This is a genomic window from Flavonifractor sp. An52 (assembly GCF_002159385.1).
Classification (GTDB): domain Bacteria; phylum Bacillota; class Clostridia; order Oscillospirales; family Oscillospiraceae; genus Flavonifractor; species Flavonifractor avicola.
Map to the genome: position 1 here is coordinate 61295 of NZ_NFIB01000013.1, position 20071 is coordinate 81365.

General features: G+C 57.8%; 19 protein-coding genes. 11 read left to right on the forward strand and 8 right to left on the reverse strand.

All coding sequences use genetic code 11. The annotated features are described in order from the left end of the window. Positions 1-9: 9 nt before the first annotated feature. From B5G06_RS06990 to B5G06_RS07015, 6 genes are all read left to right on the forward strand, one after another. Complete coding sequence (locus tag B5G06_RS06990) at positions 10-696, forward strand: response regulator transcription factor (protein WP_087188368.1); 687 nt, start codon at positions 10-12, stop codon at positions 694-696. After that, entirely contained in the window at positions 693-1169 is a 477-nt protein-coding gene (locus B5G06_RS14030) for a hypothetical protein (protein ID WP_087188369.1), read from the forward strand. Before B5G06_RS06990 ends, B5G06_RS14030 begins: the two co-directional genes overlap by 4 nt. A gap of 4 nt (positions 1170-1173) precedes the next feature. Beyond that, complete coding sequence (locus B5G06_RS07000; RefSeq protein WP_087188370.1) at positions 1174-2637, forward strand: sensor histidine kinase; 1464 nt, start codon at positions 1174-1176, stop codon at positions 2635-2637. Between the two features lie 120 nt (positions 2638-2757). After that, a complete protein-coding gene (locus B5G06_RS07005; RefSeq protein WP_158094672.1) occupies positions 2758-3474 on the forward strand; it encodes a DUF4358 domain-containing protein in 717 nt (238 codons plus the stop codon). Positions 3475-3597: 123 nt separating this feature from the next. Next, positions 3598-4998, forward strand: coding sequence for an MBOAT family O-acyltransferase (locus B5G06_RS07010; RefSeq protein ID WP_087188372.1), 1401 nt, complete (start codon positions 3598-3600; stop codon positions 4996-4998). Positions 4999-5013: 15 nt separating this feature from the next. Beyond that, positions 5014-6150, forward strand: coding sequence for a DHHW family protein (locus B5G06_RS07015; protein WP_087188373.1), 1137 nt, complete (start codon positions 5014-5016; stop codon positions 6148-6150). Positions 6151-6219: 69 nt separating this feature from the next. On the opposite strand, the gene B5G06_RS07020 is transcribed toward B5G06_RS07015, so the two are convergent. The 3 genes from B5G06_RS07020 to B5G06_RS07030 all read right to left on the reverse strand — a co-directional run bounded on the left by B5G06_RS07020 (position 6220) and on the right by B5G06_RS07030 (position 10599). Beyond that, on the reverse strand, positions 6220-7884 hold the full coding sequence (locus B5G06_RS07020; protein WP_087188374.1) for a Na+/H+ antiporter NhaC family protein: 1665 nt from the start codon (positions 7882-7884) through the stop codon (positions 6220-6222). A gap of 382 nt (positions 7885-8266) precedes the next feature. Then, on the reverse strand, positions 8267-9937 hold the full coding sequence (locus tag B5G06_RS07025) for a Na+/H+ antiporter NhaC family protein (RefSeq protein WP_087188375.1): 1671 nt from the start codon (positions 9935-9937) through the stop codon (positions 8267-8269). Positions 9938-10077: 140 nt separating this feature from the next. After that, the gene (locus tag B5G06_RS07030; protein ID WP_087188376.1) at positions 10078-10599 is read right to left on the reverse strand and encodes a transcription repressor NadR; all 522 of its coding nucleotides are present in this window, start codon (positions 10597-10599) and stop codon (positions 10078-10080) included. A gap of 215 nt (positions 10600-10814) precedes the next feature. On the opposite strand from B5G06_RS07030, the gene B5G06_RS07035 reads away from it, so the two are divergent. The 5 genes from B5G06_RS07035 to B5G06_RS07055 all read left to right on the forward strand — a co-directional run bounded on the left by B5G06_RS07035 (position 10815) and on the right by B5G06_RS07055 (position 16212). Next, positions 10815-11342 carry a QueT transporter family protein gene (locus B5G06_RS07035; protein WP_087188377.1) on the forward strand — a complete coding sequence of 176 codons (528 nt, stop codon included), beginning with the start codon at positions 10815-10817 and terminating at the stop codon, positions 11340-11342. A gap of 42 nt (positions 11343-11384) precedes the next feature. Then, positions 11385-12257 carry a UTP--glucose-1-phosphate uridylyltransferase GalU gene (gene galU / locus B5G06_RS07040; protein ID WP_087188378.1) on the forward strand — a complete coding sequence of 291 codons (873 nt, stop codon included), beginning with the start codon at positions 11385-11387 and terminating at the stop codon, positions 12255-12257. A 176-nt stretch (positions 12258-12433) separates the two neighbouring features. Continuing rightward, positions 12434-12760, forward strand: coding sequence for a hypothetical protein (locus B5G06_RS07045; protein WP_087188379.1), 327 nt, complete (start codon positions 12434-12436; stop codon positions 12758-12760). Positions 12761-13069: 309 nt separating this feature from the next. After that, on the forward strand, positions 13070-15001 hold the full coding sequence (locus tag B5G06_RS07050) for an S-layer homology domain-containing protein (RefSeq protein WP_087188380.1): 1932 nt from the start codon (positions 13070-13072) through the stop codon (positions 14999-15001). 8 nt (positions 15002-15009) lie between these two features. Further along, entirely contained in the window at positions 15010-16212 is a 1203-nt protein-coding gene (locus B5G06_RS07055) for a leucine-rich repeat domain-containing protein (protein WP_087188381.1), read from the forward strand. A gap of 94 nt (positions 16213-16306) precedes the next feature. Here B5G06_RS07055 and B5G06_RS07060 read toward each other — a convergent pair whose 3' ends face one another. From B5G06_RS07060 to B5G06_RS07080, 5 genes are all read right to left on the reverse strand, one after another. Beyond that, positions 16307-16507, reverse strand: a complete 201-nt coding sequence (locus B5G06_RS07060; RefSeq protein WP_242955390.1) for a hypothetical protein — start codon at positions 16505-16507, stop codon at positions 16307-16309. A 132-nt stretch (positions 16508-16639) separates the two neighbouring features. Beyond that, on the reverse strand, positions 16640-17410 hold the full coding sequence (locus B5G06_RS07065) for a hypothetical protein (protein WP_087188382.1): 771 nt from the start codon (positions 17408-17410) through the stop codon (positions 16640-16642). A 63-nt stretch (positions 17411-17473) separates the two neighbouring features. Beyond that, a complete protein-coding gene (locus B5G06_RS07070) occupies positions 17474-18331 on the reverse strand; it encodes a hypothetical protein (RefSeq protein ID WP_087188383.1) in 858 nt (285 codons plus the stop codon). A 23-nt stretch (positions 18332-18354) separates the two neighbouring features. Then, positions 18355-19410 carry a helix-turn-helix transcriptional regulator gene (locus tag B5G06_RS07075; protein ID WP_158094673.1) on the reverse strand — a complete coding sequence of 352 codons (1056 nt, stop codon included), beginning with the start codon at positions 19408-19410 and terminating at the stop codon, positions 18355-18357. Between the two features lie 71 nt (positions 19411-19481). Beyond that, a complete protein-coding gene (locus B5G06_RS07080; protein WP_087188385.1) occupies positions 19482-19916 on the reverse strand; it encodes a hypothetical protein in 435 nt (144 codons plus the stop codon). Positions 19917-20071 lie beyond the last annotated feature (155 nt).

Sequence of the window (20071 nt, forward strand, 5' to 3'; positions counted from 1 at the left end):
TGAACGGCCATGGAGGAGCGCATCCTGCTGGTAGAGGATGAAGAAAAGCTGGCCCGCATGGTGGAGCTGGAGCTGAATTATGAGGGCTACCAGGTGGAAAAGGCCTTTGACGGCCGGAGGGGACTGGAGCTGGCTCTGTCCGGGCGGTTCGACCTGATCCTGCTGGACATCATGCTGCCCGCCCTCTCCGGCATGGAGGTGCTCCGCCGCCTGCGCCGGGAGAGCCAGGTGCCCGTCATCATGCTCACCGCCCGGGACACGGTGGTGGACAAGGTGTCCGGCCTGGACATGGGGGCGGATGACTATGTGACCAAGCCCTTTGCCACTGAGGAACTGCTGGCCCGCATCCGGGCCGCCCTGCGGAAGCGGCCCGCTCGAACCGAACCGGACAACAGGCTGTCTGTCGGGCCTCTGGTCATGGATCTGGACCGGCATCTGGTCGCCGTGGACGGCCAGAACGTGGCCCTCACCCGCCGGGAGTTTGACCTGCTGCGCTGCCTGCTGGAGCACAAGGAAAAGGTCCTCTCCCGGGAGGAACTGCTGGAGCAGGTGTGGGGCTTTGACTTCATGGGCGAGACCAACACCGTGGACGTATACATCCGCTTTCTGCGGACTAAGCTGGACGAAGCGTTCCACATTAAACTGATCCACACCGTCCGGGGTGTGGGCTATGTCATTCGGGAGGGATTGGAATGAAGGTTTCCGCCATCGTCTATACCAGTAACACCGGCTTTACCGCCCAGTATGCCACTCTGCTCTCCCACCAGACCGGCCTGCCCCTCCACCAGTTGAAGGCGTGCACGCTCCCCCAGGGGACTCAGGTACTCTATTTGGGCTGGCTGTGCGCCGGGAAGGTCCAGGGTCTGAAAAAGGCCGCCGCTCGCTTCCGGGTGGAGTCCGTCTGTGCTGTGGGCATGGCGCCGGAGTGCGATCCGGCCAAGCTGGCCGGTGACAACCACTGTAACGGACTGCCTCTCTTCTATCTGCGGGGCGGCTATACCCCCGCCCGAGTCCGGGGAAAATATAAAATGATGATGGCCATGATGAAGGCCATTCTGTCCAAAAAGACCGATCCCCAGTCCCGTGAAGCCCTGGAGGCCATGAAACGGGGCGCCGACTGGGTAAGCGCCCCCCAGCTGGAGCCAGTGCTGAACTGGCTCCGGGGTTAAGGCCATGGCTGCCAGAACTTCCCGGCCCACCGGCCCCATCAAGTCCTCCATCGTGGCCCGGCTCAATGCCCGGCTCTTTTTCCGGCTGCTGGGGATCTATCTGCTGCTGGATATCCTGCTCATCCTGTTGTTCTGGGGCGGCCTCATTGTCTGGTCCGACCGGCAGGCAGCGGAACTGAAGGCTCTGGCGGAAGAGCAGGGCGCCCCCTCGGAGGAGGCCGCGGCATGGATGTCCGCCGGCAGCTATTCCGTAGCGGAAGCGGAAGGGGACCCCAACGGTATCCTGCTCCCCCACTGGCTTCCCTCCCCCCAGGCACTTGAGGGGGACCAGCGCTGGTTTGATCCGGGAACGGTACATCTCATTCCCCTGATGATTTTCTCCACCGGCGGCCCCACCAGCTACACCCTGGTGACCCAGGTTCAGGGGCAGGAATTGGCTATCACCCTGGATCTGTCCCGCCCCGCCGCCCTCTTTGTCTTTGCCGGGCGGGTGGTGCTGATCTGCCAGCTGGTCAGCCTGGTGCTCAACCTGTTCAAAAACGCCGGCACCATCCGCCGCACCCTGCGGCCCATTCAGGATCTGGCCGCCGCAGCTACCCGGCTGGGCGGCTCCATGTCGCCGGAGGAGCTCCAGGCCCTGGCCGGAGAGCTGGACGAAATCAACGCCAGCCATCTGGACCGGCGCATTCCGGTGACCGGCGCCCAAAAGGAGCTGAAAGCCCTGGCCCAGGCCATCAACGCCATGCTGGACCGGATCAACGAGGCCTACCGCTCCCAGACCCGGTTTGTCTCCGACGCCAGCCATGAGCTGCGTACCCCCATCGCCGTGATCCAGGGCTACGCCAGCCTGCTGGACCGGTGGGGCAAGGACGACCCTGCCACCCGGCAGGAGGCCATCGATGCCATCCGTCAGGAGGCTGACTCCATGAAGCAGCTGGTGGAACAGCTTTTGTTTCTGGCCCGGGGGGACAACGACTCCGTTCCCTTCCATCCCCAGCTGTGCGACCTGTCCGAGCTGGCCGCCGAGGTGCTGCGGGAGACCCAGATGCTGGACCACACCCATCAGTTGGAGGGGAAATGGCTGTGTGCCGTGCCGGTGGTGGCCGACGAGGGGCTCATTAAGCAGGCCCTGCGCATCCTGGTGGACAACGCACTGAAATACACCCCCGCCGGGGGGTGCATCACCCTGTCGGTCCAGGGGAAGGACGGCCTGGCCCGGCTGACGGTGGCCGACCAGGGCCAGGGCATTGACGCCCAAAGCCTGCCCCATATCTTTGACCGTTTCTACCGTACCGACGAGAGCCGGGCCCGGCAGACCGGCGGCGCCGGGCTGGGTCTGTCCATTGCCAAGTGGATCGCCGACCGCCACGGCGGCTGGTTTGAGGTGGTGTCCTGGCCGGGGGTGGGCACCCGCTTTACGCTGGTGCTGCCCCTGGATTCCATGGACGCCCCCGCCGCCCCAGCCTGAAAGGAATCTCGAATGCCCCCGCCGGAGCGGGGGCGTTTTTTTACAGAAACATGGGAACTTTTTGTCAGCCGCCGCCGTCCAATAGAGCGATCACAAAAAACAGAAAAGGAGAATCCACCTATGAACCATCGTTTTCTCGCCCTGGCTCTGGCCGGGACGCTGACCCTTGGTATGCTGACCGCCTGCGGCGGCGGCAGCAACGACGGCATTTCTGAGACCCCCAACACCGTCACCACCCCTCCCGTGGCTGAGAGCGTTATGCCCTCTCCCGAGGACTCCGCCCCCGTCACCGAGGAGAGCCCCGACGCTCTGCCCGAGAGCTCCGCTCCCGTGGAGGAGAGCACTGAGCCCTCCGCCGAGCCCTCTGCTCAGCCTACTGCTAAGCCTACCACCAAGCCTACCGCTACCCCCAAGCCCACGGTGAACCCCACTCCCACGCCGGAGAGCAAGCCCCAGACCAGCGCCGTCCAGTCCACCTGGAATGACATCTCCAAGCTGAGCCTGCCCAACCTGACCGCCATGGACGATGCCACTCTCTTCGCCATGTACGGCATCAATGCCTCCGACCTGGAGGAGTATGTGTGCATGATGCCCCTGATGGGCGTTCACTCCACCGAGTTCTTTATCGCTGAGGTGAAGGACGGCAAGATGGACACCGTGAAGGCCGGTATTGCCAAGCGGCAGGCCGATCTGGACGCCCAGTGGTCCCAGTATCTGCCCGAGCAGTATGAGCTGGTGAAGAACTACAAGCTGGTCACCAACGGCAACTATGTGCTCTTCGCCATCAGCGAGTACGCCGATGACGCAGTCACCATTTTCAACAGCTACACAAAATAATCCGCATTTTTGGGTAGAATAGAAGTTGCACTCTGGTGCCGTACCCATTATAATCATTTCAGCGCCCGGCAGGGCAAGCCTGCCGGGCGTCTTTCCTGAAATCTACAAAGAGAAGGTGAGCAGTTGGTCTTTTCCAGTTTGTATTTCTTGTTTCTATATCTACCCATTGTATTATTAGTCTATTACATTACCCCTCTGAAATGGCGCAACCTGTGGCTGCTGGTGGTCAATCTGGTCTTTTACGGCTGGGGCGAACCCAAGTATATCCTGCTGATGATTTTCACCATCGTGCTGGACTACTTCTGCGGCCTGATCGTGGCCCGGCGAAAATTGCAGGGCGACGACAAGGGCGCCCGGATCGCCGTAGCGGTGGCGCTGGTCCTCAATCTGGCCATCCTGTTTTTCTTTAAATACTGGGATTTGGTGGCCACGACCTTCCAGCACTTCGGCGTTGGTATGCCGGTGCTCAACCTGACGCTGCCCATCGGCATCTCCTTCTACACCTTCCAGACCATGACCTACCCGGTGGACATCTACCGTGGAGACGCGGAGGTGCAGAAAAGCATTGTCAGCTTCGGTACCTTCGTTACCCTCTTCCCCCAGCTCATTGCCGGTCCCATTATCAAGTACAAAGAGCTGGCCGACCAGATGACCTACCGCACCCACTCCCCGGAGCAGTTTGCCTCCGGCGTACAGGTGTTTGTGGTGGGTCTGGCCAAGAAGGTGCTGCTGGCCAACAACATCGGCAAGCTGTGGGACGTCTATCTGGCTCTGCCCACCGACCAGCTCACCGTCTCCGGCGCCTGGCTGGGTGTGGTGGCCTTCTCCCTCCAGCTGTACTTTGACTTCTCCGGCTACTCCGACATGGCCGTGGGCCTGGGCCGGATGCTGGGCTTTGAGTTCCTGCGGAACTTCAACTACCCCTATATCTCCAAGTCGGTCACCGAGTTCTGGCGCCGGTGGCACATCTCCCTGGGCTCCTGGTTCCGGGAGTACCTGTATATCCCCCTGGGCGGCAACCGGGTGAAAAAGCCCCGGCTGTTTTTCAACCTGCTGGTCGTTTGGGCCGCCACCGGCATCTGGCACGGCGCCAGCTGGAATTTCCTGATCTGGGGCCTCTACTTTGCCGCCCTCATCATTCTGGAGAAGGCCTTCCTGGGCAAGCTGCTGGAGAAGTGTCCCGCTGTGGTACAGCACATTTACACTCTGTTCCTGGTGCTGGTCAGCTGGGCCATCTTTGCCGTGGAGGATTTCGGTCATATGGGCGCCTACCTGTCCGCCATGTTTGGCTTTGCTCCAGCCGGTCTGGCCTCCCCCAGCGTGGCGTACTACTTCACCTCTTTCCTGCCCATGCTGATCATCGGCGCCGTGGCCGCCACTCCGCTGGCTACCAAGCTGTGGAAAAAGCTGCCGGAGAAGCCCATGAAAGTGGTGCTGCCGGTGGTGTTGCTGGCCGGTCTGATTCTTTCCACCGCCTATCTGGTGGACGCCACCTACAATCCCTTCCTCTATTTCCGCTTCTGATTGGAGGTTCTGATTATGTCGAAAAAATACTGCATCTTCATCAGCGCTCTGTTCTGTGCCTTTATCGGGCTGTTCCTGGTGGCCAACGCCGCTACTCCTAGCCGGGAGTTCTCCGAAATGGAGAACCGCAATCTGGAACAGATGCCCAAGCTGTCTGTGGACAGCTTGTTGAGCGGTCAGTTCATGAAGGACTTTGAGACCTACACCACCGACCAGTTTGTGGGCCGGGACCTGTGGATTGCCCTGAAGTCCTCCAGCGAGCGGATCCTGGGCAAGCACGAGAACAACGATGTCTATTTCTGCGACCAGGACACCCTCATTACCCGGCTTGACCAGCCCGACGCCGCCAAGGTATCGGAGAATGTAAATTATGTGAACAGCTTTGTGGAAAATGTGGATATCCCGGTAACTTTCTCTCTCATTCCCACCCAGGCCTGCATCTGGGCCGGCCGGCTGCCCGACGGGGCCCCCAATGCCAGCCAGACCGACCTGCTGGACCAGGCCAAGGCGGCTGTACCCGGCGCCACCTGGGCGGATCTGTACAGCCCCCTGTGGGAGCACAAGGATGAGAGCATCTTCTACCGCACTGACCACCACTGGACCAGCCTGGGCGCCTATTACGGCTACACCGGCCTGGCAGAGGCCCTGGGCTTCACTCCCGTGCCCCTGGACACCTACACCGAGACCATCCGCTCCACTGAGTTCTACGGCACGGTATTCTCCTCCTCCGGCGTGCGCTGGGTGAGCCCCGACACCATCTCCACCTATGTGCCCGATACCGGTATTACCGTCACCAGCTATACCTATGACAACGCCGGCAATCAGGTGGAGGTGCCCCGCTCTCTGTACGACACCTCCTTCCTCTCCGTCAAAGACAAGTACTCTATGTTTTTGGGCGGCAACCAGTCCCTTGGCGTGGTCAAGACCCCCAATACCGACAAGCCTAAGCTGCTCATCATCCGGGACTCCTACGCCGACTCCCTGGTGCCCTTTCTGACTCCCCACTTCTCTGAGATCCACCTGATCGACCTGCGTTACTACAAGCTGTCCATTGCCGACTACATTCAGCAAAACGGCATCGATCAGGCTCTGGTCCTCTACAGCGTCCCCAACTTTGTCACCGATTCCAATCTCTTCTGGATCACCCGATAAGTAAGCAAAAAGTCCGGCCCTCTGTGAGGGCCGGACTTTTTTTCTTCCTTCCCGCCTACTGGCAAGGAATCAGTCGCGCTGAGAGTGGACACTTATAGAGTGGTTGGCCTTGCCGATGACGACCAGCACCACCACCATGGAAACCACAGCAATCAGCAGGTTCAGGATCATGTTCTGGACGAAAGAAGCCAGGATATAGTTGACGAAGCAGACCGCCGCCACAGTGACCGCGTAGGGCAGCTGAGTGGCCACGTGATTCAGGTGGTAGCACTGAGCACCGGAGGAGGCCATGATGGTGGTATCGGAGATGGGAGAGCAGTGGTCGCCCATAACCGCGCCGCCCAGAGTGGCAGCGATGGCAATCATCAGCATCTCGTTGCCGTTGATCAGGTCGGCAGTTAGATCGGCAGCCGCCACGCCGCCGGAGAACACCGGGATGACGATGGGCAGCAGGATGGTGAAGGTACCCCAGGAGGTGCCGGTAGCGAAGCCCAGGAACGCGGCGATAATGAACACCACGGCGGGCAGGAAGTTGTGCAGGCTGTCGCCGAAGCCGGAGACGATGTCAGCCACGAAGTCGGGAGCGCCCAGAGCCTTGGTCACGTCGCCGATGGTCCAGGCCAGGCAGAGGATCAGGATGGCGGGCACCATCTGCTTGAAGCCATCAGGCAGGCAGTCCATCAGTTCGGTGAACTTCATGGAGCGGCGCACCATAAAGAAAATCATAGTGAAGATCAGGGCAATCAGAGAACCCAGAGGCAGAGCAGAGAAAGCATCGGTGTTGGCGAAAGCGCTGATAAGGTCGGTGCCGCCGCTCTGATAGCCCACATAGATCATGGCGCCCACGCAGCAGGCTACCAGCACGATCACGGGGATCACCAGGTCGATGACCTTTCCGTTGGGATTGAACTTCATTTCCTCCACACCGGCGAAAGGACGCTCGGGGGTGGTGTACAGGTCGCCCTTGGCGGCGTTGTCCTCGTGCTTCTTCATGGGACCGTAGTCGATGTTCAGGCTGGTCATAACCACGATAAACACCAGGGTCAGAATGGCATAATAGTTATAGGGAATGGCCTTCAGGAAAATCTGAAAGCCCAGTTCGTCGTTGCCAATGATACCGGTGACGGCCGCGGCCCAGGAGGACACGGGCATCATGATACACACGGGAGCGGCAGTGGCGTCGCACATATAGGACAGCTTGGCCCGGGAGATGTGGTGGCCGTCGGTGACGGGACGCATCACGTTACCGGTAGTCAGATTGTTGAAGTAGTCGTCCACGCCCAGCACGATGGCCAGGATGAAGGTGGACCACAGAGCGCCCGACTTCGTCTTGATGTGCTTGACGGCCCAGTCGCCGTAGGCCTTGGAGCCGCCGGCCCGGATCATCAGGGCCACCATGGTGCCCAGGATGACCAGGAACATCAGGATACCCATGTTGTCGCCGGCGTTGCCGCACAGGCGGGACACGAAATCCTGGATGGCGTCAATGGGATTGCCGTTGGTGAACAGCAGGCAGCCCACGATGATGCCCAGGAACAGAGAAGAATACACTTCCTTGGTGATGAGTGCCAGGATGATGGCTACCACGGGAGGCAGCAGGGATGCGATGGTACCCCAAGCCGCGATTTGAGCGGTGGAATCGCCTTCGGCGAAAGCCGCCGTTGCCAGGATGCAAATCAGGGTAAACAGGGTCAGCAGAATCTTGCCAGACCGTTTGATACGCGGTGAATTCATATCAGCCCTCCTAATAAGATCGGTGAATCCTAAAGCTCCCCAACCCAAGGACTCGAAAGGTATCATAACAAAATTGTTATTAAATTGACAATGTTTTTTTGATATTTTGCATATTTTTGTAGAGGCTCACAGAAAGATGTATGTATTTTTGGGCATATAATCTATATACTTTTCTTTTTTATTCCATTTTATTCCTATAAAATCCTTTTCTGAAGGGCAGAAACATCCTTTCCTCTTGGGTGTTTGATCGGAACCGCGCATCAGTTTGCACTTTTAAACCTATTTGGTTTGTTTTTCTGGTCTTTTGCAGCAAAAAATCACCCCCGCCGCTCATACGGTGGGGGTGATTTTTTCGGATTCAGTTAGTCTGCCGACATCATGCTCAGTCGCGCTGAGAGTGACGGTTCAAGGAGTGGTTGAGCTTGCCTACCACCAGCATAAAGCCCACAGTGGAGGCCACGGCAATGAGCAGGCAGACGACCTGAGGCACATAATCGATAATCAGGCCGGTGATAATGTAGTTGACGAAGCCGATGGCGGCCACGGTGACCGCGTAAGGCATCTGGGTAGCCACGTGATTCAGGTGGTAGCACTGCGCACCGGTGGATGCCATAATGGTGGTGTCGGAGATGGGAGAGCAGTGGTCGCCCATAACCGCGCCGCCCAGAGTGGCGCCGATGCCCACCATCAGGATGGGCACTTCGTTCAGGGTTTCGGCGGTCAGGTTGTCGAAGCCGCCGGGGGTGAAGATCTCCAGCACGATGGGCAGCAGGATGCCGAAGGTACCCCAGGAGGTGCCGGTGGCGAAGCCCAGGAAGCAGGCAATGAGGAAGACCACGGCGGGCAGGAAGTTATGCAGGCCGGGGCCAAGGGTTTCCACGAACTCAGCCACGAACTCAGGGGCGCCCAGGCCATCCCGGGTGACGCCGCTGATGGTCCAGGCCATGCAGAGGATCAGGATGGCAGGCACCATCTGCTTGAAACCTTCAGGCAGGCAGTCCATCAACTCGGTAAACTTCATGGAGCGGCGGACAGCAAAGTAGATCATATTGATGACCAGAGCGATGGTGGCGCCGAAGGGCAGGCCGAAGAAGGCATCGGTGTTGGCGAACATATCCAAGATACCCTCGCCGCCGCCCAGCCAGCCGGCATAAAGCAAGCCGCCCACGCAGCAGACGATGAGGATGACCACGGGGATCACCAGGTCAATCACCATGCCGTTGGGGTTGAACTTCATTTCGGCAGTGTCGGCATAGGGCCGCTCGGGGGTGGTATACAGGTCGCCCTTGGCGGCGTTGTCCTCATGCTTCTTCATGGGACCGTAGTCGATATTCAGGGCGGTCATCATGATGATAAACACCATGGTAAGGATGGCATAGTAGTTGTAGGGGATGGCCCGCAGGAAGATCTGGAAGCCCAGCTCCTCGTTGTTGATAACGCCGGTGACAGCCGCGGCCCAGGAGGAGACGGGCATCATGATACACACGGGAGCGGCGGTGGCGTCGCACATATAGGACAGCTTGGCCCGGGAGATGTGGTGGCCATCGGCGACGGGACGCATCACGTTACCGGTGGTCAGGTTGTTGAAGTAGTCGTCCACGCCCAGCACGATGGCCAGGATGAAGGTGGACCACAGAGCGCCGGATTTGGTCTTGATGTGCTTGACGGCCCAGTCGCCATAGGCCTTGGAGCCGCCGGCCCGGATCATCAGGGCCACCATGGTGCCCAGAATGACCAGGAAGATGAGGATACCTGCGTTACCGCCGATGTTGCCAATAAATCCGTTGACCAGATGGTCAATGGTAAGCACCACATCGAAGTCGGCCTGCAGCAGGAAACCTACCACGATACCGATGAACAGGGACGAGTAGACTTCCTTCGTGATCAGTGCCAGAACAATTGCGACAACAGGCGGCAACAGGGACCAGGGGGTGCCGAAGAATTTGCTCTGGACCTCTTCGCCTTCTGCGCAGGCGACCGTCATCAGGACACAGGCCAAGGCAAAGACGACCAGCAGAATTCTTCCGAAGCGTTGCATTCGTGGTGAGTTCATAATAACCCTCCCTTATAATTTCGAATCCCAAAAGCCTCCCCAACCCTAGGATTCGTACCCTATGATACACCATTATTCACAATTTGGCAATACTTTTTCGGCAGATTTAACATAACTTTCGTCTAACATCTATTCTATATTTACATATCCAGCAAAAACCCCGCTTTTTCTAGGGAATTCTGTATCCTTTGGAACGTTTTTTCATCCTTACACCGAATTGTATGCAGATGGATACCGCCCGTCAGATCAGACAGGGGTCTGGCGCTGTCCGCCGCCACCCGGCGGAGAAACTCCTGTACATCATATCGGGAACGCACCCCCAATATGCCTGTGAGCTGGCCATAGACCGGATGCTCCACAATTACGTCGGCCACCTCGCCCCCGGCGTCCACAATGGCGTTGAGTTCGGCCCCCATCTCCTCCGGAGCGTGGACGCAGGCTACCCGCCGTTCCACTCCGGCAGGGCGGCGTCCCAGCACATAGCCCCGGGGGGTGGCCACGATATCCGCCCCGGCAGCCCGCAGCAGAGCCACGTCCCCCACGATGATCTGGCGGCTCACCGAGAACCGTCTGGCCAGCGCCGTGGCGCTCACCGGCCCTCCTGCTTCCTCCAGCATCTGCTCCACCGCCTTCCGGCGGTCCTGCGCGGCGGATCGTTCCATTCTGCTTCCTCCTTTGTCTTTTTGACCAGTATAGCAGGTTCTTCCGGTCCTGTAAATCAGCGCCGGGAAGGCCGCCTTCCCTTGCCTTTCCACAGGGATTGTGCTAGAATGTGACCGACTGGTTTCCACACCCGGTCCAAGCGCGGCAATGCCGCGTTCGTTCGGCGGGACTCACCGCCGTTCTCTAAATACGAAAATGGAGGTTCCAACTTAGTATGCGCAAATCTACCACCCGTGATCTTACCCTGGCCGCTATGGTGGCCGCCGTCTACTTCGTCCTGTGCTATTTCGGCAACATCTTTCAGCTCACCTTCGGGCCTGTTCAGGTCCGTCTGGGAGAGGCCCTCACCGTGCTGCCGTTCCTGTTCCCGGCCACCGCGCCGGGTCTGGCGCTGGGCTGTCTGCTGACCAATATTCTCTCTCCCTACGGTCCCATTGACATGATCGTAGGCACCCTGGCCACTGCCATCGCCGCTTTTCTGAGCACCAAGATGCCCCGCTGGTATCTGGCCGCTCTGCCCCCCATCGTGATGAACGCCCTGCTGCTGCCACCCATGTGGGCCTGGGCGGAGGCGGGCGCCCTCAACGGCGCTTTCTGGGCCGCCTATACCTTCAATATGTGGACCTTTGTGGTGGGCGAGGCTCTGGCCTGCTATGTGCTGGGCTCCGTGCTGCTGCTGGCCCTGCCTAAGATCCGCTACTTCCGCACCATGATCCCGGAGCGCCGCCTGGCTGCCCGCTGAGGCGACGCCCTCAGTTTTACAAACAGACAAGGAGGATTCCCCATGAAAGTCCGCAAGGCCGTCATCCCCGCCGCTGGTCTGGGGACAAGGATGCTCCCCGCCACCAAGACTGTCCCCAAGGAAATGCTTCCCATGGTGGACAAACCTGTGATCCAGTATATCATTGAGGAGGCGGTGGCCTCCGGTATCGAGGACATCCTCATCGTCACCAACCGGGCCAAGTCCGCCATGGACGATTACTTCGACTACTATCCCGAACTGGAGACCCGTCTGCTCCAGGCCGGCAAGGAGCGGGAGCTGGTGGAGGTCCGCCGGGCCGCCGATCTGGCCAACATCTTCTATGTCCGCCAGAAGGAGACCAAGGGTTTGGGCCACGCCATTTACCGGGCCAAGCGCTTTGTGGGAGACGAGCCCTTTGCCGTGCTGCTGGGCGACGACATCATGCGGGCCAAAAAGCCGGTGACCCTCCAGCTGATCGAGGGAGCCGAGAAATATGGCGCCTCCGCCGTGGGCGTTCAGAAGGTGTCCACCGAGGCCATCTCCCGCTACTCCTCTGTGAAGATCTCCGCTTTGGAGGACCGGATCTTCGACGTGTCCGACATGAACGAGAAGCCCACCCCCCAGGAGATGTTCTCCAATTACGCCATCCTGGGCCGGTATGTGCTCACCCCCCAGATCTTCGACATTCTGGAGAACCTGAAGCCGGGCTACGGCGGCGAGATCCAGCTCACCGACGGTCTGCGGGAGCTCTGCCGCAAGAGCCGGATGGTAGCCGTGGACTTTGAGGGCCGCCGGTACGATACCGGCAACCTGTGCGGCTTCCTGGAGGCCACCATCGATTTCGCCCTGGAAAACAAGGCGACGGCTTCCTGGCTGAGCCACTTTATTAAGGAAAAGGCAGAGAGCCTGCGGTAATGTGTGGATTGCCCCGCTCCTGTACGCAACTCCTTCGGCCTGCGCCCTGAGGCGCAGGCCGTTTTTAATTTAGTCCTCTCTTCCATCCTTGCCACATTGTTCCTGATGTACTATAATAATGGAAAGTCTGTCGGCTGCTGCCGAAAAGCAATGGAAAAAGAGAGGAGTTTTCGTGTATGGCCAGAACAACTGTGAGAATCGACTTTCATCGGCCCCCTCAGGTCGTGGACCAGATGGTGCGCGATATCCTGATCGCCGACGATTACCGGGAGATCGACTACAACCGGGAAGTGGTGTGGAAAAAAGGAACCGGTCTCATGACCGCCATGCACTACATCAAGATCGAGTACCAGGGCAGCACCCTGGTGGTGTCCGGCTGGGTGCAGATCGGCGTGGGCTCCGTGGGCGGCAAGGAGCGGGACCTGGAAGGCATCACCGCCTCCATCCCCAAAAAATCCGTCAAGAAAACCATAGAAAAGCTGAGAGCCGCTATTCAGCAATAAAATTTCCTTTCTCAACTTAAGAGCCAGGCCAGTTATCCGCTAGTCTGGTTCTTTTTATGCGCAAAGTCGGGTTTCAAATTTTCTGAAAAAAAGATCGCAAAAAATAAAACCGCGCCCCTCCCCCAATGCTCTTACTGTCGTGAGCGGCAAGCTCGCACAGGCTGGAGCGGCGGAGGCGCAGGCGCTTCCTTTCCATGGGATCTGGTTGCCGGACCGGCAGGAGATTCAAACAAACTGACTGCCTTGCCCTCCGCCGCCGGCACCTTCCTGTACCGCAGCGCTACCTAAAAAAGAAAGAGAGGAATTTTGATGAAACGGATCCAGTTACCCAAAAAGCTGCTCTCCGCCCTCTGCGCGGCAGCCCTCCTGGTGGGGGCCATGCCCGGGGCGCTGGCAGCTGAAAGCACTCAGCAAGTTTCCATCCAGCAGCAGAGCATTGCCACCAACGCAGGTGTCTTTACCTACATTGACGCCCAGGGCGGCCTGTGGTCCTGGGGGGATAGCCTGACCGGAGGGGTGGGCAACGGCACTACCTCTTCCACCACCGGCACTCCGGAGAAGATCCTGGACAATGTGGTATTTGTCAGCAGCGGCCTCAACAACAACGGCGCCGCCATTCAGTCGGACGGCTCCCTCTGGGTGTGGGGCGACACCAGCCTGGACATGGACTACGCCAATCAAGCGTGGGCCCCGGTCCGGCTGGAGGGGGTAAAGGTCCTGCTGCCTGACGGAACGGTCTCCCAGCCCACTGAGGAACCGGAGCGGACCGAACTGCGGCACAGCGGCTCCACCACGCTGGAAAAACTGAGCAAGGAAGAGATCGTCCAGCTGCTAAATCAGGCCTCCAGCACTCTTCCCAACCCCGTTCTGACGGAGGAACCCTCCATCCACGCTCCCTATGCCACCGGCGCGGTGGATCACCAGGCCCTGGAGGCCGCTGCCCAGCGTCTGAATGTGCTGCGGCGGCTGGCCGGTGTACCTCAGGTTCAGCTGGACGACAGTCTGAGCGAAAACGCCCAGTATGGCGCGGTACTGCTGGCCCACCTGGGCAGTCTGAACCATACCCCCAGCAAGCCTTCGGATATGGACAACAGCTTCTATCAAAAGGCCTATGAGGCCACCTCCACCAGCAACATTGCGGCAGGCATGGATCTGCTGGAGTCGGTGGATATGTTTATGCAGGACAGCGATGCCAGCAACGTGGCCCGGGTGGGACACCGCCGCTGGCAGCTCAACCCCGAGCTGGGCCGGGTGGGCTTCGGCTACGCCCAGAACCTGGACAGTATCTACCGCGACTTTGTAACCGAGAAGGTCACCGACACCAGCGGCAGCGGCTGCGACTATGACTTTATCGGCTGGCCCGCCTCGGGCAACTTCCCCAACTACCTGGACAGCTTTGACGCCAACACCGCCTGGAGCGTGGTGCTTAACCCCGATGATTATCAGGTGCCCACCCAATCCGGCCTTGTAGTCACTCTGGTGCGCCAGAGCGACGGCAAGACCTGGACCCTGGACGGCAAGGACAGCTATACCCCCGCCGCCTCCGGCCGCTACCTCAATGTGGAAACCTCCGGCGTGGGCAACTGCATCATCTTCCGGCCCGACGGGGTGACCAAGTATGAGGGTGTTTACCAGGTCACCATCGACGGCCTGAAGGACCGCTCCGGCAAGGCGGTGGACTTCACCTACCAGGTGGACTTTTTCTCCCAGCCCGACAACGCTTCCAAGCCATCCGACTGGGCGGCAGCCTCTGTCCAGGAGGCCATCCAGCTGGGTGTGGTGCCCTTTGAGCTTCAGACCGGCTACACCCAGACTGCCACCCGTCAGGAGATCTGCGCCCTGGTGGTCCGCTTCTATGAGACGGTGACCGGCAGCCCGGTGCAGGGCCGTGTCTCCTTCTCCGACACCAAGGATGAGGACGTGGAGAAGGCCGCCTACCTGGGCATTGTAAACGGCGTGGGCGACGGCAGCTTCCATCCCAATGACCCGCTGACCCGGGAGCAGGCGGCGGTCATGCTCACCCGACTGGCTCAGAGTATGTCCAAACACCTGCCGGCGGCAGAAGCAAACTTCACCGACCGGGCGGAGATCTCCCCCTGGGCACTGGAGGCCACAGGGGCCATTCAGGGGTGCGGCGTTATGAACGGCGTGGGCGGCGGACGGTTTGCCCCCTCCCTGTCCTACAGCCGGGAGCAGTGCATCACCACCCTGATGCGGCTGTACCACTATATTTCCAAATAAAGGAGGACGTGCTGGCGCTGGAGGAGCGGGACGGCATCCGGCTCCACACCCTGGCCCCCATTGGACTTCTCTTCCCCTGCCTTGCCGGGGAACTGCCCGACCCCACCGTCTTTTCCCAGACCTGGCAGGCTGTCACCGCCGGGTTGGGGACCGCCGGGGCGGCAGGCGCCACCGCCGCCGCGGCAGCCGGGACCCAGACAGCCGGAGGCACAACGGCGGCGGCCTCGGCAGCAGGCGGAAAGGCCGCGGCGGGGACCGCCGTCAAGTCGGCTGCGTCCGGGGCCTTCAAACTCAAGCTGGTTGCCGGGCTGGCGGCGGGCGGCCTGCTGGTGGGCGGCGTAGGACTGGCCCTCCATGAGCCCACCCTCACCTTCATTGACCCCGTCTTTGAGCAGAATATCCGCATTATCATCGACAAGCCGGAGGGCCCCATCCACCCCAGCGATGTGGAATTTATCCACTTCCTCCATGTAACAGAAGAAGGTATTTCCGAAAGCTGGGACCCTACCGCTGATGGGCCTGTGGTGGAGGACGGCGCGTTGCTGGATACGTTTGAAGCATCTTCCCAGTTCCAGTGGCTCAGTTTTGATGATCTTGGAAACAGTTCTCCCTCTGTGGACCATGTGGACTTTTTAAATCAGATGCCCAATCTGACGTATTTGGATATAGAAGTGGCTCCAGGCACAGACTTGACCCTTCTGGAGCAAAAGGAATCTCTGGTTTCTCTGAACCTCTACACTCAGGGCAATATGACTCTGGACATCTCCCAGCTGAAGCACCTGGAAGAGATCAGAGTAGTCAGCATCGATGGGACCGCCCTTCTGGAGGTCAACAACACGCTGCCCAGCCTAAGATTGTTGGAGTTCCATGATTATGACGGCGATGGCGTAGCATTCTCCCCCTCCCTGGACACCATTACCAATCTGCCCAATCTGGAATATCTGTCTATGGATACCGCCGGCGCAGATCTGACCCCGCTCAGCACCCTTTCCAAGCTGCGGGCCATCTCTCTGGACGGCGTGTCCCGCCCCCTGGACCTGACGCCTTTGACACAATGCCCCAACCTTGAGGCATATAAATTGTACGGAAGAGGTCCTGACGAGGGACTTGTGATTCCGCCTGAACTCAAGACTGAGAACGCCGCCGGCCAGACCGCCCAGGATATCCAGTTTGAAATTTCATCAGACATTATGGACCGGTCTTTGACGTAATAGCTCTCCCACAGTTTATAAACAGGGGAGCTTGCTGCATATTGCAGCAAGCTCCCCTGTTTTCTGTCTCCCATACGTTCCGCCCATCCGCCGCTCAGCTCTGGCAGGGCTGCTGCCGGCCGGTGTGGTCGATGGTATAGTCTGTGCCGCACGTTCCCGGCAGGATGATCTGGGAGATGGGCACAAAGGTGTACCCCTCCTGAAGCAGGGACTGGATGATCCCGGGCAGGGCCTCTGGCGTGTGGATGGCCGCATTGTGGAAGAGCACGATAGACCCGGGGCACACCCGGCTCACCACCCGCTGGGTGATCTCGTCCGCCGGGATCTCCTTCCAGTCCAGGCTGTCACCATCCCAAACAGCTTCAAGGCTGGTTTAACACTGCACTGCTCAATCTTGCTTGTCTATCCAGAGCGCCCATGGAAAGTATCAGAAAATATCATCAAAAGCGGAAGGATCTTTATCCTCTTGGTTGGAGAGACCACTCCCGTCTCCAAGGATCTCTTTGGTATAAATGATCCGATGATATTCAAAAGGACAACAAAAGAGCGTCATATTGAGAAAAAACGCAGGTTCCACAGCCAACTTGCTGTACTGAGTGTCTACGAGTTTCCCCTGATCCTCCAGTCCCCATGACTCTGGGATATCTCCGGTATGCGCATTGCACAGAACAAAGCGGCCATCTTCCGGAAGAGACAGGTCATTTTCTGAGCTTAAATATGGTCCGGAAGTGAGGACTTGGATTTTGGAGGAAAGAGCGGCTCCCATAGCCTCACGGATATCCATGGCATCAAAAGGTGCGATACTAAGTGTCCCGGTATAGAAGAGAAAACAAGTGCGGTATATATCCTCCAATGTGCTGGGACTATCGGCACATACGACCAGCCATATCGAATCTTTACATTCTTCAGACTGCCGGCAGAGATCCAAGATACTGGGTATGGTTTCTTCCGTGACATTCAGATTTCCGACCACACGCACTGGTATGCACATACCGGAGTCACATGAACGTCGTTTATCCTGATTGAGTGCGGTAAAAACCACCGAAAGCTCCACAGAATCTTTGCGTTCCCAATCGATCGTATAACAGGAAAACTGATGCCCGACCCATCCATGCGCAATCGATGCAGGGATGTTTTGGCAGTCCAACGAAACAAGATATCGCTCTTCCGGACTCCAATACTGATTCACCCAATCCATAAAAACGCCTCCTGCATCTTTGGACTATTCTAAGATTTCTTGGAAATGCTGCATTTTTCCCTATTATGCGTCTCTGCAGCTGCCCTCAAATACCCATTTCTTGATCTGGCCTGCATCCTGATCCCTCCGGGACCTGGGGTGATAGCAGTCCCAGACTTTTACGCGATTTGCCAGTTCATTTGGCAAAAGCTCCTTGACTGTGCCAAAAGTGCCGCCACAGATGATGACTCCGGGGTCTATGATGGCAATCTCGCGTCCGATGAACAGTTTATATACTTCTGCGTAGTGACGGAGGCGGGCATACCCGCATGTTCCGAATCCGCCTCGTTTGTTCAGGTTCATGGCTGCGATGCGTTCAATCGATGTATAGTCGGCTTTTGCTGATTGGATATGCTGTTCTATGAAACTGACATATTGTTCCATGAAACTGACATATGGATCTTTACGTTCAGATCCCTCGACTTTGTCCCATTGTTTCTTCAACCAGGCTTTATCAGTGCCGTCCGCTTGCTTTAGCGTGATCTGACCATCTTCCAATGTTACATCATCACTGATGTTGGACTCCCGAAACACGAACAGCACGGTGAGCGTATCTGCCTCGTATCCATCCCCTTCCAAAAAACCATCCGGGCAGAAATGGTCGCGCATGGCTTTTTTTAATGCGGGATTTCCGTTGTAGCTCTTGCTGGAAAGCACACAGCTTCCATGATATTTTTTCAAGTCCGGGAAGGTAGAATGTCTGGGGTCGTCCGCACCTTCCATAGCACCCCGCTCATACGCCTGTGCCCACCGCCAAAGGGAAAACAGATCGTGCAGTTCGACGCACCTCGAAATGGCTTCTTCCAGACTGTCACAGTCACGGCACAGCGCAGGCTCTGCCTCTTTGATCTTTTCCCAATCAAAATACTTCTCCAGATCCATTTTGCTTTCCCTTCTTCCGCACTTTATCGATACCCTTCCAGGGCCTGTTCCAGCATCCCTTTTACCTTTACCCGCAGAGCCTCCGGGCCCAGGATGGTCACATGGGGAACATAGCTCTTGGCGAACTGTTCTATCGACATCTCATTGGCATACACCGTGACGGTGATGCCGTCATCATTTTCATCGGAGAAGGTGACATCCTTTCCGAAAAGATCGATCACGTCGCTGACCAGGAAGGGGGCAATCCGCAGCCTGGCCATGCCGTCACCGCTGGCGTACATATAGACGTGGCGCTTCATATAGTCTTCCAAATTCAGGGCACAGCCGCCCGCACCTTTCAGGGTCTCAAAGGCTCGGGCGCTCTCCTCCAAAATGATCAGGTCACAGATGCGGTCCATACGGTAATTGGCCACATCATCATATTGGTCGGAGTTACAAATGAGGTAGTATTTGCCCTCCTTGGCTGCCATCTGATAGGGGCTGACCACATACTCTCTCACACTGCCGTCAGAGCGGATACGGGGATACTGCCGCTTATCTGTTCTATACTCCAGATAATGAAACGCGACCTTTTTCCTCTTTTCAATTGCCTCGTCCAGTAATTCTATGTTTAGAAATAACTGTCTGTTATCAGTCTGGTCCTCCCGTATTTTGCTCATATGCTTCATATGGGAGCGAAAATACTGGCTGGACAGTCCTTTCAGCTTCTCTACCAGCGCATTGCATTGACTGCGGGGCAGATGTTGGGAAAACAGAAGGCTGTCAATCAGCAACCGCAATTCCGCGTCTGTAAATTCCCGCGTCAGATAGAAGTCCGTCAGGACCACATTCTCCTCCAGCCGTCCAGTCCCGGGATTCAAGCGGCTGCGGGGTTTCTCCGTATATTCAATCCCGAAACCATACTCCAGAAGGTCCATCAGGTTGCGCTTGATGGCCTTGCGGTCTGCCGTCATCCCATAGTGGCTGCGCAGCAGATCGCCGATCTCCCGCTGGCTGAGTCGGTGCTTCTCATCGGAATACCTCTGCAGGATGTCCAGAATATTTATAATCAGAAGTTTTTTAGGCTGTTTGGCATACATAGCCACCCCTCCTTGCCTCAGCATAACACACTACTTCGCCCCAGGCAAGAAGGGAGCGCTGGGATGATTCTTTATTCTTCCGGAAGGAGCTCAGACACATTGCCGCTCCTGCTTATCAAGATCTGCATTGTTCCCGCTTTCGTTCGGAAGGAGGTCTGAAGGCGGTTTGTCCACTCATTCTCACCGTTATCCCAGGGCATGGCCACATAAAGGGTGGTACCATCTTCATAGGTAAGTTCCACATTTGTCAGATCCGGACGGGCCAACCGCTGGAATGCACGCTCCTCACTTGTCTCTCCGTACCAGTCGTAATGCCGGTCTGCTCGTGGGGAAAGTTCCAGGAACAGTTCCTCGCAGCTCTGGTGTTCAATGACGCTGCCAGACGCATAGATGACTTCCTTTTTGATACCGCAGATCCGGAATCTTATAACTTCATCCGGTGTCAGGACGATCTCTTCACAGTTCTCCAGAACCAGGCAAACCTTTTTCAGTCCCCGGAAATTCAAGTATGCTCCCCTCTTTCGACATAGACAATATGTTGTGTGTATATTTCGCCCCTCTGAGTCCAAGGAAACGGTAGGGGTGAGTCCACCTTCACGGGAGAAACAGGTCCAGGTTCACGGGCGCGAGTCCACAGGAGTGTTATTTTGGAAAGAAATGG

What these genes read in the sequence shown, in the direction of transcription:
- B5G06_RS06990 (WP_087188368.1), top strand. Translation starts at nt 10, where the DNA reads ATGGAGGAGCGCATCCTGCTGGTAGAGGATGAAGAAAAGCTGGCCCGC.
- B5G06_RS14030 (WP_087188369.1), top strand. Translation starts at nt 693, where the DNA reads ATGAAGGTTTCCGCCATCGTCTATACCAGTAACACCGGCTTTACCGCC.
- B5G06_RS07000 (WP_087188370.1), top strand. Translation starts at nt 1,174, where the DNA reads ATGGCTGCCAGAACTTCCCGGCCCACCGGCCCCATCAAGTCCTCCATC.
- B5G06_RS07005 (WP_158094672.1), top strand. Translation starts at nt 2,758, where the DNA reads ATGAACCATCGTTTTCTCGCCCTGGCTCTGGCCGGGACGCTGACCCTT.
- B5G06_RS07015 (WP_087188373.1), top strand. Translation starts at nt 5,014, where the DNA reads ATGTCGAAAAAATACTGCATCTTCATCAGCGCTCTGTTCTGTGCCTTT.
- B5G06_RS07020 (WP_087188374.1), bottom strand. Translation starts at nt 7,884, where the DNA reads ATGAATTCACCGCGTATCAAACGGTCTGGCAAGATTCTGCTGACCCTG.
- B5G06_RS07025 (WP_087188375.1), bottom strand. Translation starts at nt 9,937, where the DNA reads ATGAACTCACCACGAATGCAACGCTTCGGAAGAATTCTGCTGGTCGTC.
- B5G06_RS07030 (WP_087188376.1), bottom strand. Translation starts at nt 10,599, where the DNA reads ATGGAACGATCCGCCGCGCAGGACCGCCGGAAGGCGGTGGAGCAGATG.
- B5G06_RS07035 (WP_087188377.1), top strand. Translation starts at nt 10,815, where the DNA reads ATGCGCAAATCTACCACCCGTGATCTTACCCTGGCCGCTATGGTGGCC.
- galU (WP_087188378.1), top strand. Translation starts at nt 11,385, where the DNA reads ATGAAAGTCCGCAAGGCCGTCATCCCCGCCGCTGGTCTGGGGACAAGG.
- B5G06_RS07045 (WP_087188379.1), top strand. Translation starts at nt 12,434, where the DNA reads ATGGCCAGAACAACTGTGAGAATCGACTTTCATCGGCCCCCTCAGGTC.
- B5G06_RS07050 (WP_087188380.1), top strand. Translation starts at nt 13,070, where the DNA reads ATGAAACGGATCCAGTTACCCAAAAAGCTGCTCTCCGCCCTCTGCGCG.
- B5G06_RS07065 (WP_087188382.1), bottom strand. Translation starts at nt 17,410, where the DNA reads ATGGATTGGGTGAATCAGTATTGGAGTCCGGAAGAGCGATATCTTGTT.
- B5G06_RS07070 (WP_087188383.1), bottom strand. Translation starts at nt 18,331, where the DNA reads ATGGATCTGGAGAAGTATTTTGATTGGGAAAAGATCAAAGAGGCAGAG.
- B5G06_RS07075 (WP_158094673.1), bottom strand. Translation starts at nt 19,410, where the DNA reads ATGTATGCCAAACAGCCTAAAAAACTTCTGATTATAAATATTCTGGAC.